We start from the raw sequence: 16,430 nt of genomic DNA, 5'->3' as shown, positions 1-16,430 counted from the left end.
ATCAGCTCTCTTGCTCATCACAATAGCACCCGATTCACTACCCACATAAACGGCTTTGAACGTGATATCATGCTTCCTCAGCCGTTTCCAGACTCTCCATTTCCCACTGATTGAGACGGGTGATGGACTGAAGCAATAATTGAAAGTCTTCGGTGACTTGATGATGGTCCAGGGTGTTGTATTTCTTCAGTCGTGTTTCCAGCCGGTTGCAAATACGCTCCAGTTCCGGCACTCCACAATAACGACAGGCACCGTGTAATCGGTGTACCCGTTCCAGTACAGCCGAATAATTATTGGCAGCCCAGCCATCTTTGAGAGTTACAAGATCGTCATCAAGTCCCTCTTTCATCATCACCAGCATCTCCTGAGCCAGTTCCCGGTTTCCGGCAGCCAGTTGCGTCGCCAGGTTGATATCTACAGGACTTTCCGATTGATCCATTGCCGGATGTAAAGAGATGCCGGGCTTTGATGGTGGAAAATATTCTCTATGCTCTATTGTCTCGGTAGGCATCTTTGCCCACTGATTGATCATGCTGATGACGTGTTTCTCACTGACCGGTTTACTCAGGTAGTCATCAAAGCCACTTTGCAACAGCGTCTTTTTCTCCTCGGGCAGCGCATGGGCAGTCACTGCAATAATTGGGGTGCGCTGGTGGTTCGGGATTTCACTGCGAATTCGCCCTGTGGCTTCGAGTCCATCAATGACCGGCATCTGAACATCCATGAAAATAATGTCGAAAGTGAACTGCCTGCACAGTTCAATGGCATCAAAACCATTTTCTGCGGTTTGCAAATCTTGCCCCAGGTTGCCAAGAATGGTTTTCAGCAATTTCAGGTTAACCGGGTTGTCATCAACGACCAGAATACTCAGGGATTTGTTGATCTGTTGTTGGATTTTTTTGCCTTCCTGATTCCCGTTTATACGGGTCAGCAGTGCTTTCAGCCGGTTCAGTCCAACGGGTTTCAGAAGCGTATCAGTACCGTCAGGAAGAGCAGGATCCATAGCCCCTGTTATTCCTGATGAACTGAGTACAATAATGCTGGCGTTGCTGTAAGAGGCTGTTAACTGCGTGATTCCCTGAACCGGTTCGATATTATCAGGGTTGATGAAAATATAGTCGTAGGAGACATTTGTCTTGTTTGCTGACATTCCCTGCTGGATGCTGGCTGCTGCGGTGATATTTGCACCCAGTTTATCCAGTAAGTGAAAAATCGATAACCGGGTCAGCTCATGGGGTTCGATAAGCAGCACTTTCTGGCCGTGCAGCGGTGTCGGTACCAGGTCTTGCTGCTCACAACCATCAGCAACAGCCGGTTCACCATTTTTGTTATTCAGGGTTGTTTTAAAGGTAAACCAGAAGGTTGCCCCCTGACCCAGATCGGACTCAAGGCCAATTTCTCCACCCATTTGCTCAACCAGGTTTTTGCAAATCGACAGGCCAAGCCCGGTTCCCTCTGCCTTGCGTGTTCTGCCGGAGTCTGCCTGGGCAAAAGCCTGGAACAGTTTGTGATGTTGCTCCCGGGTAAGGCCAATGCCGGTATCCGCCACTGAAACTCTCAGGGTCAGGGGCTCATTACTTTCTTGCTGATCAGGTTTGCCTTCCTGATCCAGCATCACTCGCACAGCAACGGAACCATAACTGGTAAATTTAATGGCGTTGCTGATCAGGTTGGTGAGGATCTGCTTCAACCGCAGTCCGTCAATGATGATATGTTCAGGAACATCGTCGTAGATAAAGTGGACAATTTCCAACGATTTACCATAGGCGACAGGTGCCATAAATGTCATGACATCCTCAACGATCTCCCGCAGGCAGACGGGTTGGGGGTCCAGCACCAGCTTACCGGCTTCCATACGGGAAAAATCAAGAATGTCATTCAACATCGTCAGCAGTCCCTGAGAGGATTTCTCAATGGTACTGACATAGTCGTATTGTTGCGGTGTGAGCCTTGAACTGAGCATCAGGTTGGAAAAGCCAATAATGCCATTCAGCGGTGTTCTGATTTCGTGGCTCATATTGGCCAGAAATTCGCTCTTGCTTCTGCTTGCTTCAAGTGCTTCCTTTCTGGCGAGATCCAGCTCGACATTTTGAATTTCAATGGTTTCCAGTGTTTCCCGCAGTTCATCATTGTACTGGGCAATATGACTGGTCATCTTCTGATGTTTGCTCTGCAGGCCATTGAGCATAACGTTGATAGACGATTCCAGTTCATACATCAGGCTGCCCCGGTTGTCCGGCAGTCGGGTATCGAAGAAGCCATTCTTGATGCGATCAATGACCCTTGCCATACGGTCCAGGGGGCGGGTAACACCATGGCCCAGCTTCAGACTAATGATCAATGCCACCAATAACCCCACGGAGACAACAATAATGCTGAACGCCAGAGAGCGGAATTGGGTCAGATGAGTTTCTGCATAGGCGTAATCGGTAATCAGCCAGCCAGCAATTCTGGTCGTATCCGGGCTGATGATTGGATCGGCAACCTGGATGACCTGGTCGTTCCGGAACCAGCTCTGGCCAGGTTCTAACAGTGAGGCTAAATTTCCGGTGGCCGTGAGCTTTGGGCCTGCATGAAGAGTCTCCCGGCCTTGCTCATCGACCAGGCTTACCGCACGAATATCCCTGTCATCCAGCAGCATGCTGATCAGGGCTTGCAGTTCTTTATGCCGGGTGTTATCCAGCAGCAGTGAGGCAACGGCTGCCTGCTGTCCAGACTGAGTCAATGCCTTGGCCATGAGCTGGTTGTCCAGTTCCTGATACCGCTTAACCAGATAGACAGCGCCCATCAGCAGGGAAACAATAATGCCGGGAAGAAAAGCGAGCAGAAGAATCCGTTGGCGGAATGCCGTAAGGTGCTGTTTCATGGTACTGCCTTTCCCTGTTTGGCTTTTGTTCTGTATTATTCCGGAATAATAAAGTCTACGTAAGTTATATGTCCATGGAATATCCGACAATAGAGTCGATTATTGGCAACACCCCGCTGGTTCGTCTGCAGCGCATGCAGGGGAAGAGTTCAAATACCATACTACTGAAACTGGAAGGACAAAATCCGGCCGGTTCTGTGAAAGATCGACCAGCCCTGTCCATGATCGCCGAGGCGGAACGCCGCAATGCCATCAGCCCGGGGAACACATTAATTGAAGCCACCAGTGGCAATACCGGTATAGCGCTCGCCATGGCAGCGGCCGTTCGCGGTTATCGAATGATCCTTATTATGCCGGACAATATGAGCGCCGAGCGTCGTGCAGCAATGAGTGCTTATGGAGCAGAACTGATTCTGGTCAGTAATGGCATGGAAGGTGCCCGGGATAAAGCGCTGGAAATGCAGCAACAGGGCCTGGGCAAGGTACTTAACCAGTTTGCCAATCCGGATAATCCCCTGGCGCATTACGGGACCACCGGGCCTGAAATCTGGCAGCAGACTCAGGGTACGGTCACGCATTTTATCAGTTCCATGGGTACTACCGGGACGATAATGGGGACCTCCCGTTATCTGAAAGCGAAGAATCCTGCCATTCAGATCGTTGGCCTGCAACCGGAACAGGGAGCTCAGATACCAGGCATCCGTCGTTGGAGTCCCGAATACCTGCCTGCGATTTTTCACCGTTCCGCCGTTGATGAGGTGATGGATATTGGCCAGACAGAAGCTGAAGAATGCATGAGGCGGCTGGCCCGGGAAGAAGGCATATTCTGCGGCGTTTCTTCAGGGGGAGCCGTTGCAGCTGCCCTGAGACTGTCAAAAAGCGTAGAGCAGGCCACCATTGTGGCGATTATCTGTGACCGTGGTGATCGGTATCTTTCCACGGGCGTATTTCTGCCATAGGAAAACCGTTCACCCATGATTGAATTTCCATGTATGCAGGTATGAAACCGGGTTTGTTGTACTCAATATCCAAGGTAACATTACGCTTTTAAACGGCCATGGGCCATGGTTTCAAGAGAATGTTGGAAGTACTCTATGCGCTTTAAACGTGCTGCCTCAACCCCTGTTATTATTCATGAGGATGTGCGTATTGACGGGCTTTCCCATGATGGTCGCGGGATTGCCCGCTACCATGGGAAGACCCTCTTTATTGACGGTGCACTGCCGGGCGAAACCGTTCGTGTCCGGATTCTGGAAGACAAACGTCGTTTTATCAATGCCCGTGTATCAGAAGTGCTGTCGGCATCACCCGAGCGCCGTGAGCCTGCCTGCGCCCATTTTCGTCAGTGCGGAGGCTGCAGCCTGCAGTACTGGTCCCATGAAGGGCAGCTTGACAGCAAGCAGCACATCGTTCTCGATCAGTTAAGGCGATTTGCCCAGGTTGTGCCTGAGCACATTGAGGAATCACTGGTTTCTCCCCCCTATGGCTATCGCCACCGTTGCCGTTTTGCCATCCGCTGGCGTAAAGGCAGACTGAGCCTTGGTTTTCGGGAAAAGGGCAGTAATGCCATCTGTGACATTAATGAATGCCCCATACTGGCAGAGCCTTTGCAGGAGATGCCCGTACTGATGAAGTCATTTTTGCCAACGTTAACCGGCCGGGAAGCCATTTCCCACGTGGAGTGTTTTCTGGCAGAGCAGGGGCGCGGGTTACTGCTGCGTCATATTCGTCCTCTGTCGCAAGAAGACCAAACCCTGTTGACAGCGTTTGCTTCTGCCCATCAGCTGTTGCTGTACCTGCAGGGTAGTCCAGAGAGCATCCGGCTTTTATATCCTGCCAGATCTGACGACGATGCCGCCGTCGCATTACATTACTCGCTGCCTGAATCGGGGGTGCAGCTGTACTTCCGGCCACAGGACTTTACCCAGGTCAACCGGGTGATTAATCAGGCGATGGTTGGGCAGGCTATCCAGTGGCTTGGTCCGCAGGCATCCGATAAAGTGCTTGACCTGTTCTGTGGCCTGGGTAATTTCTCTCTGCCACTGGCGAAAAAGTCAGGCCATGTCACGGGGGTTGAGGGTTCACCGGGTTCGGTTGCCCAGGCGACAAGAAATGCCGGTCTGAATGGTTTGAATAATGTAAGTTTTCACTGCGCAGACCTGTCCAGTGATTTCACCACTGAGCCCTGGGCAAAAGAGCATTACGATATAGTGGTTCTCGACCCCCCCAGGGCCGGTGCGGATTTTATGATTGAGCAACTGGCCTGCTTATTGCCTGACCGACTGTTGTATATTTCCTGCAATCCGGCGACCCTTGCCAGGGATGCCGGCAGTCTGGTCTCCCATGGTTTCAGGCTTGAGCGTTTGTGTGTAATGGATATGTTTCCGCAAACTTCTCATGTTGAGTCCATGGCGCTTTTTGTCAGGTCATAGTCAAAAAGTAATTTATTGGAAAGTAGCCTGTTAATGGCTGCTTTGGGGTAGTAGTCTTGGAGCCTGTCCGACGCCTGACAGGGCATCATTTTTAAATAAAGAGATGGAATGGAATAGATGGTCAAGGTCAGAGAGGATCAGCCCCAGCTCTTCGACGGCAGTGTCGACCTGGGTGCCTGGCTGAATCGCCTGCAGGAACGTTACGGCGTTGGTGATACGGATAGTCTGAGGGAGGCCTGTGAGCTGGCCCAACAGGCTGAGCTGCTGGCATTGCAGCGGTCTCTCGAATCTGAAGAAACAGTCTGGCCTACGGGAAAAGGGTGTTTCCGGACCGGTCTGGAAATGGCCGAGATTCTGGCCGAGCTGAAACTGGATATGGATACCCTGGTTGCTGCGGTCCTCTATCGGGCTGTCCGTGAAACCAAGCTCTCTCTTGACCAGGTGGAAGAGAATTTTGGCAAGGTGGTTGCCGGTCTGATCAAAGACGTTCAGGGCATGGCGGCCATCAGCAATATCCAGAACCCGAGAAAGCAGGTTCTCGATCATCGTCAGGACCAGCTGGAAAAAGTTCGCAAGATGCTGGTGTCCATTATTGACGATGTCCGTGTTGCCCTGATCAAACTGGCTGAGCGCACCTGCGCTATCCGGGCTGTTCAGCATGCCAGTAAGGAGAAACGTCAGCGGGTTGCCAGGGAGGTGTTTGAAATTTATGCGCCGCTGGCCCATCGGCTGGGTATTGGTTATATCAAGTGGGAGCTGGAAGATCTCTCCTTCCGTTACCTTAAACCCCAGGACTATAAGAAAATTGCCAGGCTACTGGATGGCAAACGACTGGATCGCCAGAAATACATTACCAACGTCGTAGATGCCCTGAAAGCGTCGCTGTCGGATGCACGGATTGAGGGGGATGTCAGTGGCCGGGTAAAGCATATCTACAGTATCTGGCGGAAGATGAAACGGAAAAACGTCGATTTCCGTGATCTTTACGATATTCGTGCGGTCCGTATTCTCACCAATGAAGTCCGTGACTGTTATGCGGCACTGGGGGTGGTGCACTCGCTCTGGAATCATATTCCCAAAGAATTTGATGATTACATTGCCACTCCGAAAGAGAATGGCTACCGCTCCCTGCATACGGCGGTGTTTGGCCCTGAAGGCAAAACCCTTGAAGTTCAGATACGTACCCATGATATGCATGAGGAAGCAGAGCTGGGTGTTTGCGCACACTGGAAGTACAAGGGCACTGACGTTAATAGCCGCAGTGACAGCTACGAGGAAAAAATTTCCTGGCTGCGTCAGGTGATGGAATGGCATGAAGACCTTGGTGATCTGGGCGAGCTGGGTGGTCAGTGGCGTGCGGATGTCGAGCCAGACCGAATCTATGTGTTTACCAAAGATGGGCATGTGGTTGATCTGTCGGTAGGAGCCACCCCGATCGATTTTGCCTACCGGATTCACTCAGAAGTGGGCAGCCGCTGCAGAGGCGCGAAAGTTGCCGGTCGTATTGTCCCGTTAACCCATAAACTGAAAACCGGCGATCAGGTGGAAATCCTTACTGCTCCCAATGCCCATCCCAGCCGGGACTGGCTGAACCCTGATCTTGGTTATGTCACCACCAGTCGTGCCCGGGCCAAGATCACCAGCTGGTTCAAAAAGCAGGATCGGGACGCCAATATTGCCGATGGTCAGAGCCTGCTGGAATTGGAGCTTAAGCGTCAGGCGTTGCAGAGTGTTAATTACCCGGAGCTTGCCCAGGCGGTTAACTGCCTGTCACCGGATGATATGTTTGCCGGTATCGGTGCCGGTGACATAAAACTTCGCCATGTGGTTTCCCTGGCACAGAAGCAGGTTGCGCCGGAAGAGGAGAAGACGTTTGAAATTCGCACCAAACCACAACAGGAACGGTTATCGGACAGCACCATTACCATTGATGGTGTTGGTAATCTGCTGACTCAGATGGCGGGTTGCTGCCAGCCGGTACCGGGGGATCCGATCATCGGTTATATCACCGTTGGCCGTGGCGTAACCATTCACCGGGAAGACTGTAACACGGCGCTCTCTTTGCGTAGTCGTGAGCCGGAGCGCCTGATAGAAGTTAACTGGGGAACCCGTCCGGACTACAGTTACCCGGTTGATGTTATCATTACGGCTTATGACCGCCCGGGCCTGTTAAGAGATATTACCGTGGTATTGGCTAACGATAAGGTGAATGTTCTGTCTATGCAGACCCGGACCAGCAAGGAAGAGCATTTAGCCAGCATGCTGCTGACCATGGAAGTTCCGAGTCTGGAGAGCCTGGGACGCATCCTTGCCAAGGTCAGTCAGTTGCCCAATGTTATCGATGCTGTTCGTCATCGTAAAATGAGTTAAGTTATTCTGCTGATTCCCGCGCCTGGCGTGGGAATCCCCTTCTTTTTCATCCGTTTACATTCTTCCAGGAGCCGGGTTTGTCACATTCCATTGATGATCTGATTACTTTGATGGCCAGACTCAGAGATAGAGAACATGGTTGTCCATGGGATCTGAAACAGACCTTCGCCACCATTGCCCCCTATACACTGGAAGAGGCCTGCGAAGTTGCCGAAGCCATTGAGCAGGAAGATTACGACAACCTGAAAGAAGAGCTGGGTGACCTGTTATTTCAGGTGATTTTCCATGCCCAGATGGCCAGAGAAAACGGCTTTTTTGACTTTGCCGACATCAGTGAGGGGATATTGGCAAAATTGCTGCGCCGACATCCCCATGTCTTTCCTGATGGAAGTCTGGAGTCGTTTGCTACCGGGCAACAGCTGACGCCTGAACAGGTCAAGCAGAAGTGGCAGGAGATAAAGGCCGAAGAAAAAAAACAGAAAGGCCCCAAAAAGAGTCACTCAGCCATGCCTGATGATTTGCCGACAATGCTGCCAACCTTGCAGCGTGCCGAAAAAATTCAGGCAGCAGCGGCCAGAGTGGGTTTTGACTGGCCGGAGCCAGAGCCGGTGTTTGACAAGATTTACGAAGAGCTGGATGAAATCCGTGCCGCCAGAAGTGAAAGTCAGGAGCGTATTTCGGAAGAGGTGGGTGACCTGTTATTTGCCTGTGTCAATCTTGCCCGGCACCTCGGTGTTGATGCCGATATGGCATTGCGTAAGGCCTGCCATAAATTTGATCATCGGTTCCGGAAAATGGAAGCTCTTGCTACCGAACATGAGGAACGTTTTGAACAGCTGACGCTGGAAGAGATGGAGAACTACTGGCAGCAGTGTAAACAATGACTTTGGAGCAGCTGCCTCCGTTGTTAACCGGAGGCACGTTATGTTCTGTCAGTCATTGGATTTTATCATTAGCTGTTCATAGTCGTAGGTCAGGTCGTTCATTTTTTTCAAAATCGATTCGGTTGTTACTGAGACCATGGTGGGAACAAAATGGCCCTGGTGACTGATTTTGAATCCGGCATTGGTAAAGTCCCACTGGCTCTGGACTTTCGCCAGCTTTTGTTTGATATCGCTGGAGTTCAACTCTGATTGACGGAGCGTTGTCAGTGCGCTGCCAAATTCATCAATGGCCAGATCCAAAGATTGAACAACCGACGGATCCTTAACGCCCCACGCCCGGGTAATATAGAGTTTGGCGATACGCTGACTGAGCATGCGCTGTCGGCCGGAAATATTCACCAGTTGACCGGCTTTATGTCCGGCGTGTTCAGTAATGGCTTTAACCACGGTTTCACTGCGGGCCAGAAGTTCATCACTCAGTGCCAGAATGGTCAATGCTTTTTCGCGCGTTGGGGTCTCAAGGACTTTTAAACGGAACTCCTGCCAGGTGATGGCGGCATCATTCAAGCTGTTGCGAATCTTATCGTCAGGGGCGTAATCCATAAGTTCAAGAAATTGCTGCTCGAACAGCGCCATACTGGTATCCAGGTCAGCTGTCGCTTGATCCGGATTTACATCGGAGCCAATCATAATGTAACTTTTAGCGATCCTCTGACTGAGCATTCGCTGGCGACCTGCCTTGTTAATGGCTTCTGCATCATTGATGGTTGCCGCTGCAGGCAGTGAAGTTATGACCAGAGTGAACAGGATGCTGAGTAGTCCTGAAATCTTGAAAATCTGATTTAACATATCCGTATCTATGAATTGTTATTGATTTAAAAGGCGGATAATACCCGAAAATTACTTATGATTCGCCTTTCCATGTTTATTGCGGATGCTGGTTATTGCTCACGGCGGGAGGCTTCACGACTGATAGAAAGCGGGTGTGTGCTGGTTAATGGCAGGCCGGGATTGCATATTGATCAAATAGCATCGATTGCTCCGGGACGAAGAAATTTCAGGCCTGCTTCGGGCAACGGGCCATCAATAAGAAAGTGTGCCCCTGTTGCCGGTACCGCAGGTAAGGATCCAGGATATCAGAAGGTACACTGGTCGGCTCCGGGCTGAAAAAGCCTGCTCTCTGGTAAAAAAGTTCAAGGTGAGCATAGGGGTAGCACCAGCAGTTGACAGCGTTTAGATCCTTCAGGACTTCGCTCAAAAAGAACGAGCCAATACCCTTTCTTTGGGCATTGCTGGCGACCTGGACGCTTCTCAGCAGATAACCGTCGGATTTTGGACTGGCCCTCAGGCCAGCGATAATGTTTCCCTTTGCGCAGCGGGCTACCCAGACCCGCTCCTCACTCGACGCTTTTCCCTTGTGCCCGTTCTCTTTAAAAAAGCGGTTAACCAGGGGAAAGGCAATGGGGTTGAGTTCCTCAACGGTATGCACAGCACACTCAGTCACGGCTGTTTCCGGATGCTTTCTGGGCGGCTCCCAGAATACCCCGCAACATATTCAGCTCTTTGGCTTCGGGGCGGGCACGGTTGAACAAGCGACGCAGCCGGGTCATGACCAGTCCCGGGTGCTGTTGAATAATAAAATCGATGTCGGTCAATGTGGTTTCCAGGTGCTCGTAGAACTTTTCCAGCTCCTGATTCAGAGGGTATTCCTGTTCCGGTGTTTCACCGTGCCAGTGGTTCTCTTTATTCAGCGACGCCTTGAAGATCTCATAACAGAGAATCTGAATGGCTGATGCAACATTAAGTACCGGGTACTCCGGATTTGCATCAATACTGGTATGGAAGTGGCACTTTTCCAGTTCGCTGTTGGTCAGGCCCATGGTTTCCTGGCCAAATACCAGGGCAGCGGGTGATTGGCGGGATTCACAGAGCAGTTTCTCAGCGCACGCTTCAGCCCCGAGCATCGGGCGTGAAAACGAATGGGTGCGTGTTCTGGCACTGGTGCCGATGACCAGGGCGCAATCGGCAATGGCTGCATCCAGTGAGTCAAAGACCCGGGCGTTTTCCAGCACATCCAGGGCACCGGCCGCCATGGAGTCTGCCTCCGGTGCGGGAAATCGTTGCGGTGTTACCAGGCAGAGGTCACTCAGGCCCATGGTTTTCATGGCCCGGGCAGCGGAGCCTATGTTGCCGGGGTGGAAGGTATTGATAAGGATGATGCGAATATTTTGAAGCATGGTGACCAATGGTTGAGTTACTGAAGAGACTGTCTTGTTGCACAGCTCTGAACCACACAGTGAATTTGACCCGTAATTATAGGGGGCGGAAGTACTTGAAAACCAGTCTTCGTGGTGAGTACCGATCGAGTTATGTACAATGCGCCGCAGTGGTCAGTAGTCCGGGAAATACATTGAAAAGATGAGTCAAACTACACAAAAGCAAGCCTATCGCTGGTTGTTACGGCAGATCGGGTCGGCCCGGCACTGGCTGCTGATCTCCATGGGCCTGGGTTTGCTCAATGGCGTCTTGCTGATTATTCAGGCTTCAATCATGGCAGGAATGATCCATCAGCTGGTGATGGAGGGGGCCACCCGGGAGATGCTGACGGACGATTTTTTCCGGGTTCTGGTGTTGGTTGTTGCCCGTGGTGCCTGCACCTGGGGGCGTGAGTTTTGTGGTTTTCGGGCAGGTGCCTGTGTTCGGGTAGAAGTGCGTAAACTATTGCTGGATAAGTTACGTCGCCTTGGGCCGCTGGTGATTGCTGAGCGGCCTGCCGGTAGCTGGTCGGCAATTGTTGTTGAACAGGTGGAAGAGCTTCAGGAATTTATTGCCAGATACCTGCCTCAGATGGCTCTGGCGGTAATGTTACCGGCCATTATGCTGGTGGTTGCTTTCCCACGAAGTTGGGTAGTGGGCATTATTTTCCTGGGAACAGCGCCACTGATTCCGGTTTTTATGGTTCTGGTAGGAATGAAAGCCGCACAGGCTAACCGGAAAAACTTTCAGGCACTCTCACGCCTGGGGGGCTTCTTTCTGGATCGGCTGCAAGGGTTGGAAACGCTGAAACTCTTTCAGCGAACAAGTTTTGCACAAACACAGTTAGCCGATGCCAGTGAAGACTTTCGAATTAAGACCATGCAGGTACTCCGCCTGGCTTTTCTGTCATCAACCGTGCTGGAGTTTTTTGCTTCGGTGTCCATTGCGTTGGTGGCGGTGTTTCTGGGGATGAGTTTTCTGGGTCATATTACCTTTGGTGGTGAAGTGACACTGTATACCGGGCTGTTTCTGTTGCTGCTGGCTCCTGAGTATTATCAGCCGCTGCGGGAGCTGGGAACCTATTATCATGCCAGGGCCAAAGCGGTGGGTGCGACGGAAGAGATTCTGGACATATTATCCCGGAAAGAATCGGAGGCACACCATGGCGGGTTGTCTTTGCCAGAGGCAATGCCGCTGACTCTGGAGGTAAAAGAGCTATCCGTGTCGGCAACCATAAAGTCCACAGTTAACCCGCTGCCGACAAACGCATCAGACAACAGACAGCCACTGTTACTGGATCGTCTGTCGTTTAAGATCGAACCCGGAACCCGGGTCGGTATTATTGGCAGCAGCGGTGCCGGTAAAACAACGCTGATCAATACGCTGATGGGCTTCTGGAACTACCGGGGTGAAATAAAGGCAGGCGGGCAATCGCTGGCGGATACCCGGCTTGACAGCTGGCGTAAAGCGATTGCCTGGTTGGGCCAGCAGCCATTGATTATCCATGGCTCCGTCTATGACAATATTTCCTTTGGACGCGCAGTTTCCCGTGAACAGTGCCTCGACGCCCTGGCCAGGGCCCAGGGTATGGATATTCTGTCAAACCTGCCGGATGGGCTGGACAGTGTCCTTAAAGAGCAGGGCGGTAACCTGTCGGTTGGTCAGGCCCAGCGGATTGCCCTGGCAAGAGCCCTCGTATTGCCGGTGCGGTTATTAATTCTGGATGAACCGACAGCCAGCCTGGATTCGGTCAGTGAGAGCCTGGTGCTGGATGCCCTGGATGCCATACCTGACGATTGCACGGTCATCACCATTACCCATCGAATCAGCCAGCTCAAGGCGATGGATCAGATCCTGCTGCTGGAAAAAGGGAGGCTGGTGGCTGACGGCTCTCCGGCAACGCTGGCGAGGGAAAGTGCTCAGTATCAGCAGTTTATCAGTATGCATCGTAATCAGGGGAGTCTGGATGATGAATGACCTGTGGCCTTTCCTGAAATTGTACCGTCAGCACCTGGGGATGCTGTCATTGGGAATTCTGCTGGCAATCGTTACCCTGCTGGCGAGCCTCAGCCTGCTCTCACTGTCCGGCTGGTTTATCACTGCCACCGCCATCGCCGGGTTGACCTTTACCACGGCCCAGACCTTTAACTTCTTTACTCCGGGGGCAGGCGTTCGGGGCTTTTCCATTGCCCGTACCGCTGCCCGCTATGCAGAACGTCTGGTCAGCCATGATGCCACGTTCCGGCTGTTGTCAGGCCTGCGCAGCTGGTTTTTCAGTAAATTGATTCCGCTCTCCCAAGAGCAGCTCGGACAGTACCGTAAAGGTGAGCTGCTTGATCGGCTGGTGGCTGATATTGATGCCCTGGATCAGCTCTATCTGAGGCTGGTCAGCCCATTGCTGTCTGCTGTGAGTGTTGCTCTGTTGTTTTCACTGTTTATCTCTTTTTTCAGTGTTGCGGTGGCCATGGTGGTGTTGCTGGTGATGATGCTCTGGATTATCTCCATGCCGTTGCTGTTTTATGTCCTGGGTCGCAGGACCGGGGAGTCAATGGGTGTCAGGCAGGCACGTTTGCGTCAGGAGGTACTGGATTATCTGCAGGGTATGGCGGAACAGCAGATCTATGGCAGTGATGCCAGTAGCCGTACCACGATGGCTGAATCGGAACAGAAACTGGTTGCCGACCAGTCCCGCATGGCAGTGATGGAAGGCTTAGGTTCCGCCCTGTTTGTTTCCGGCTCCGGTGCGGCGGCATTACTGGTGTTGTATATCGCCAGTGGTGAGATGAGTGCAGGCCTGTTCAGTGGGCCGGTTATGGTTATGATGGTGTTTGGAATGCTGGCCAGTTTTGAAGCGCTGATGCCATTGCCTGTTGCTTTTCAGTTTCTCAGTCATACACGACAGGCGGCCAGTCGTTTGCGCCAGGTGGTGAAGTCGCCGGTGGTTGTATTTCCAGAAAAGGCAACCGGAGAAGTATTAAAAGGTGAGATTCAGTTTACTGAGGTCTCCTGTAGCTATGTCAATAACAGCGATGCCAATAATCAGCCAGTCATTAATAAGCTGTCACTTCACATTCCTGCAGGCAGCCATATTGCTCTGCTTGGTAAAACCGGATGCGGTAAATCAACGCTGATCAAGTTATTGAACCGTGGATTGGAGCCCTCTGGTGGCAGGATTTTACTGGATGGGCAGCTGATTCAGGAATTGTCAGAACAGGCACTTTACCGGGCCATCACATTTGTTCCCCAGAAAACGCACGTGTTCAGTGCCACGCTCAGGGAGAATCTGCTATTGGCTGCACCAGCAGCAACGGATGCGCAGCTGTTAACAGTTGTTAACGATTCAGGTCTGAATAGGCTTGTTGCTGCCAGGGAGAATAATGGTGATTTGCTGGATGTCTGGCTGGGGCAGGGCGGTATTGCCTTATCCGGTGGAGAGCAGCGTCGTCTGGCCATTGCCCGGGCTTTGCTGAAACCGGCCCCGGTACTGGTGATGGATGAGCCGGGGGAAGGGTTGGATGTTCACAGTGAACAGGTATTGATGGATACCGTTTTAGGGCAATTCAAAGACAGTACCATCATTATGATCACCCATAAGCGAACGGCCCTGGGAAAGATGGATCAGGTCTTGCGAATGGAAAATGGCAGTTTGATTAAATGGTAATGACAAACCCTGGTCGATGAGTTTGATGTGTACAATCTCCGCTCACCCTGACACGGTCGAAGGGTGATTGGCACAGTATTCAGGGTATGGAGTTTAGGCCTTTCGACTCCGCTCAAGACGAACGGAGTTTGGGAGCCAATAAAGGAACCATCAATTACATTGAAACCATGTACTAGCGCTGTGCCGCTTTATGTAGATCTTTTTCAGGCCAATCTTTTATTAAGCTTCTGCGAATATCAGAACGTTCCTGATCACTCAACTGGCAAATATCTTTTCCTGCAATCTGTGAATAGTAATGCCGCATCCAGGTTTTGTTGACCGGATTGGGAATAATAAAATATTTTCTTCCGTACAGGTTTCTGGTTTTTTCAACGGAAGCCCGGTCAAAAGGGGATAACCCTTGCTCTTTTAAATCAAAGTCATCCAGAAGGTCACCGACAAACAGTCTGACATCGTATTTTTTTCCATTGATCCTTCCGGACATAATGGCTTTTCGCTGGTGCTCCTTATCACAGCTTTTTTTATTGACCGGACAATATTTGGAGCGGTTCAGCAAATTGGTCTGAGTAACTTTGGGGAATCCATTGGCAGCCAGTTGTTTTAAGGTGAAGTTTTCTACATCCCCTTTATGACCCGGACGGCCGGAAGAGTGCTCCCGGGCCGTTAGATAAAAGATTTCATAACCCAGGGCTGCCGCTTTGTTTAAAAACTCTCTGGCACCGGGAATGGAGGTGGATTGAAGCTGCTTTTCGTAGTTCCTCATCTTCGCTTCAGGTTCAGGGAATGCTTTGCAAAGAGGTGGGATTAAATGATTCGGAGGGTAGTCTATCAGCGTGCCATCAATATCAACAATAATTGCCCGATCAGTGGCGTAGCGGTTTTCAGGGGCTTCAAGAGCCTTGCTGGCCAGGTTATAAGTTTGAATAGCGGTGGCATTGAAATCAGCAGATTTCCTGACCCAGAGATCGGCCATGATAATATGCTGCCGGTAGCTCTCGGGAATAGGCACTGGTAACTCTGTGTCGTTAACCTGGCGGATGCGAACCCGGTGTTTTTCTGCCGGGCTCAGTGTTCGGTAGTCTTTGCTGATGGCTTCTTCCCAGAATCCATAAACGGTGTTTGGCAGAATAAACCACTGGCTGCCAAGTTTATCCTGATGCTGACTGACCCACTTTTTCTTTTCAGGGTAGAGGCCTTTAACTACCTCACCAAGATCGTCCAGCTGGTCACCAAACAGCATGATCGGGTGGTAGCCCGCTGTTATGATCTGCTGGCGCTTGTCCTCTTTGCTGAGGGTAATGTTTTTTTCTGCCTGGAGAATCACATTTATTTCACTGATGACCGGAAAACCCAATTGCTTCAGTTTATTAATAGTAATGGTTTTTACATCGTTAAAACGGCCGCTGATATAGAAAATTTCAATGCCCAGACTATTGGCTTTTTGCAGGAATTCAACGGACCCTGGCAGTGCTTTCGTCTCTTGATGATTCCACCAGAACCTGGACCGCTCGATACTTCGGGATTCATGGGTGTCAACCATACTGGTAAAATAACGGGTGCCTGATATCAGAGTATCATCAATATCGGTGATTATTGCAGGCTTTTTACCTTCAGGCGTTTTTGTCAAAAGCGCTTCCAGTTGATCGGTTGCGCCGTTAAAACTCTGGTAAAAGTAAGCGCGGTATTCCCCGGAATGCTGTTGCCAGTTTGCGGCAATGATAACTTCGTTGTTTAAAGCTTTCTGATCAACGCTATCAGCAAAGAGGGGCTGTAAGCTGAGTAATGGTGAAAGTAATAGAGCGGCCAAAACTTTCATGTCCATTTTCTTTTCTTTAAAACGTCGAATTTTCATAATTCTGATTGTGATAATTCTATTTGAGATAAGAATGACCGCATCAGAATAGACGAAAAGAAATAAAGTCTATGGAAGTGTTTGTTCTCAGTGTACTGATGAATAAGTT

Annotated in this window: 12 protein-coding genes; 7 read left to right on the top strand and 5 right to left on the bottom strand. The window is 51.0% G+C overall.

Annotated elements, in window-relative coordinates; all coding sequences use genetic code 11:
* Positions 1–67 precede the first annotated feature (67 nt).
* Positions 68–2,866 (bottom strand): response regulator, encoded by a 2,799-nt coding sequence (locus ACO6VE_RS08520; RefSeq protein ID WP_422460807.1) that lies wholly within the window; start codon positions 2,864–2,866, stop codon positions 68–70.
* Positions 2,867–2,934: 68 nt separating this feature from the next.
* Between ACO6VE_RS08520 and cysM the strand changes: the two genes are divergently transcribed.
* From cysM to mazG, 4 genes are all read left to right on the top strand, one after another.
* Positions 2,935–3,825, top strand: a complete 891-nt coding sequence (cysM, locus tag ACO6VE_RS08515) for a cysteine synthase CysM (RefSeq protein WP_422448344.1) — start codon at positions 2,935–2,937, stop codon at positions 3,823–3,825.
* 135 nt (positions 3,826–3,960) lie between these two features.
* Positions 3,961–5,298 (top strand): 23S rRNA (uracil(1939)-C(5))-methyltransferase RlmD, encoded by a 1,338-nt coding sequence (rlmD, locus tag ACO6VE_RS08510; protein ID WP_422460806.1) that lies wholly within the window; start codon positions 3,961–3,963, stop codon positions 5,296–5,298.
* Between the two features lie 117 nt (positions 5,299–5,415).
* Positions 5,416–7,668 (top strand): GTP diphosphokinase, encoded by a 2,253-nt coding sequence (gene relA / locus ACO6VE_RS08505; RefSeq protein ID WP_422460804.1) that lies wholly within the window; start codon positions 5,416–5,418, stop codon positions 7,666–7,668.
* A 77-nt stretch (positions 7,669–7,745) separates the two neighbouring features.
* The gene (gene mazG, locus ACO6VE_RS08500; RefSeq protein WP_422460802.1) at positions 7,746–8,552 is read left to right on the top strand and encodes a nucleoside triphosphate pyrophosphohydrolase; all 807 of its coding nucleotides are present in this window, start codon (positions 7,746–7,748) and stop codon (positions 8,550–8,552) included.
* A 48-nt stretch (positions 8,553–8,600) separates the two neighbouring features.
* On the opposite strand, the gene ACO6VE_RS08495 is transcribed toward mazG, so the two are convergent.
* Positions 8,601–9,401 carry a type IV pili methyl-accepting chemotaxis transducer N-terminal domain-containing protein gene (locus ACO6VE_RS08495; protein ID WP_422460800.1) on the bottom strand — a complete coding sequence of 267 codons (801 nt, stop codon included), beginning with the start codon at positions 9,399–9,401 and terminating at the stop codon, positions 8,601–8,603.
* Positions 9,402–9,458: 57 nt separating this feature from the next.
* Between ACO6VE_RS08495 and ACO6VE_RS08490 the strand changes: the two genes are divergently transcribed.
* Positions 9,459–9,719: a S4 domain-containing protein gene (locus tag ACO6VE_RS08490; RefSeq protein ID WP_422448334.1), complete on the top strand. Its 261-nt coding sequence runs from the start codon at positions 9,459–9,461 to the stop codon at positions 9,717–9,719.
* Here the strand turns inward: ACO6VE_RS08490 and ACO6VE_RS08485 are convergent.
* Entirely contained in the window at positions 9,610–10,056 is a 447-nt protein-coding gene (locus ACO6VE_RS08485; protein ID WP_422460798.1) for a GNAT family N-acetyltransferase, read from the bottom strand. The two genes, ACO6VE_RS08490 and ACO6VE_RS08485, sit on opposite strands and share 110 nt — an antisense overlap.
* Positions 10,049–10,789 (bottom strand): tRNA (cytosine(32)/uridine(32)-2'-O)-methyltransferase TrmJ, encoded by a 741-nt coding sequence (gene trmJ / locus ACO6VE_RS08480; RefSeq protein WP_422460796.1) that lies wholly within the window; start codon positions 10,787–10,789, stop codon positions 10,049–10,051. The genes ACO6VE_RS08485 and trmJ overlap by 8 nt, the downstream gene beginning before the upstream one ends.
* A gap of 181 nt (positions 10,790–10,970) precedes the next feature.
* Between trmJ and cydD the strand changes: the two genes are divergently transcribed.
* Entirely contained in the window at positions 10,971–12,785 is a 1,815-nt protein-coding gene (gene cydD, locus ACO6VE_RS08475) for a heme ABC transporter permease/ATP-binding protein CydD (protein ID WP_422460794.1), read from the top strand.
* A complete protein-coding gene (cydC, locus tag ACO6VE_RS08470; protein WP_422460792.1) occupies positions 12,775–14,469 on the top strand; it encodes a heme ABC transporter ATP-binding protein/permease CydC in 1,695 nt (564 codons plus the stop codon). Before cydD ends, cydC begins: the two co-directional genes overlap by 11 nt.
* Before the next feature lie 172 nt (positions 14,470–14,641).
* Here cydC and ACO6VE_RS08465 read toward each other — a convergent pair whose 3' ends face one another.
* Complete coding sequence (locus ACO6VE_RS08465) at positions 14,642–16,291, bottom strand: HAD family acid phosphatase (protein WP_422460790.1); 1,650 nt, start codon at positions 16,289–16,291, stop codon at positions 14,642–14,644.
* Positions 16,292–16,430: the final 139 nt, after the last annotated feature.

The sequence above is a fragment of the Endozoicomonas sp. ALB115 genome (assembly GCF_049310245.1).
Taxonomy (GTDB): Bacteria; Pseudomonadota; Gammaproteobacteria; order Pseudomonadales; family Endozoicomonadaceae; genus Endozoicomonas.
This window is presented reverse-complemented; position numbering and strand designations above follow the sequence as displayed.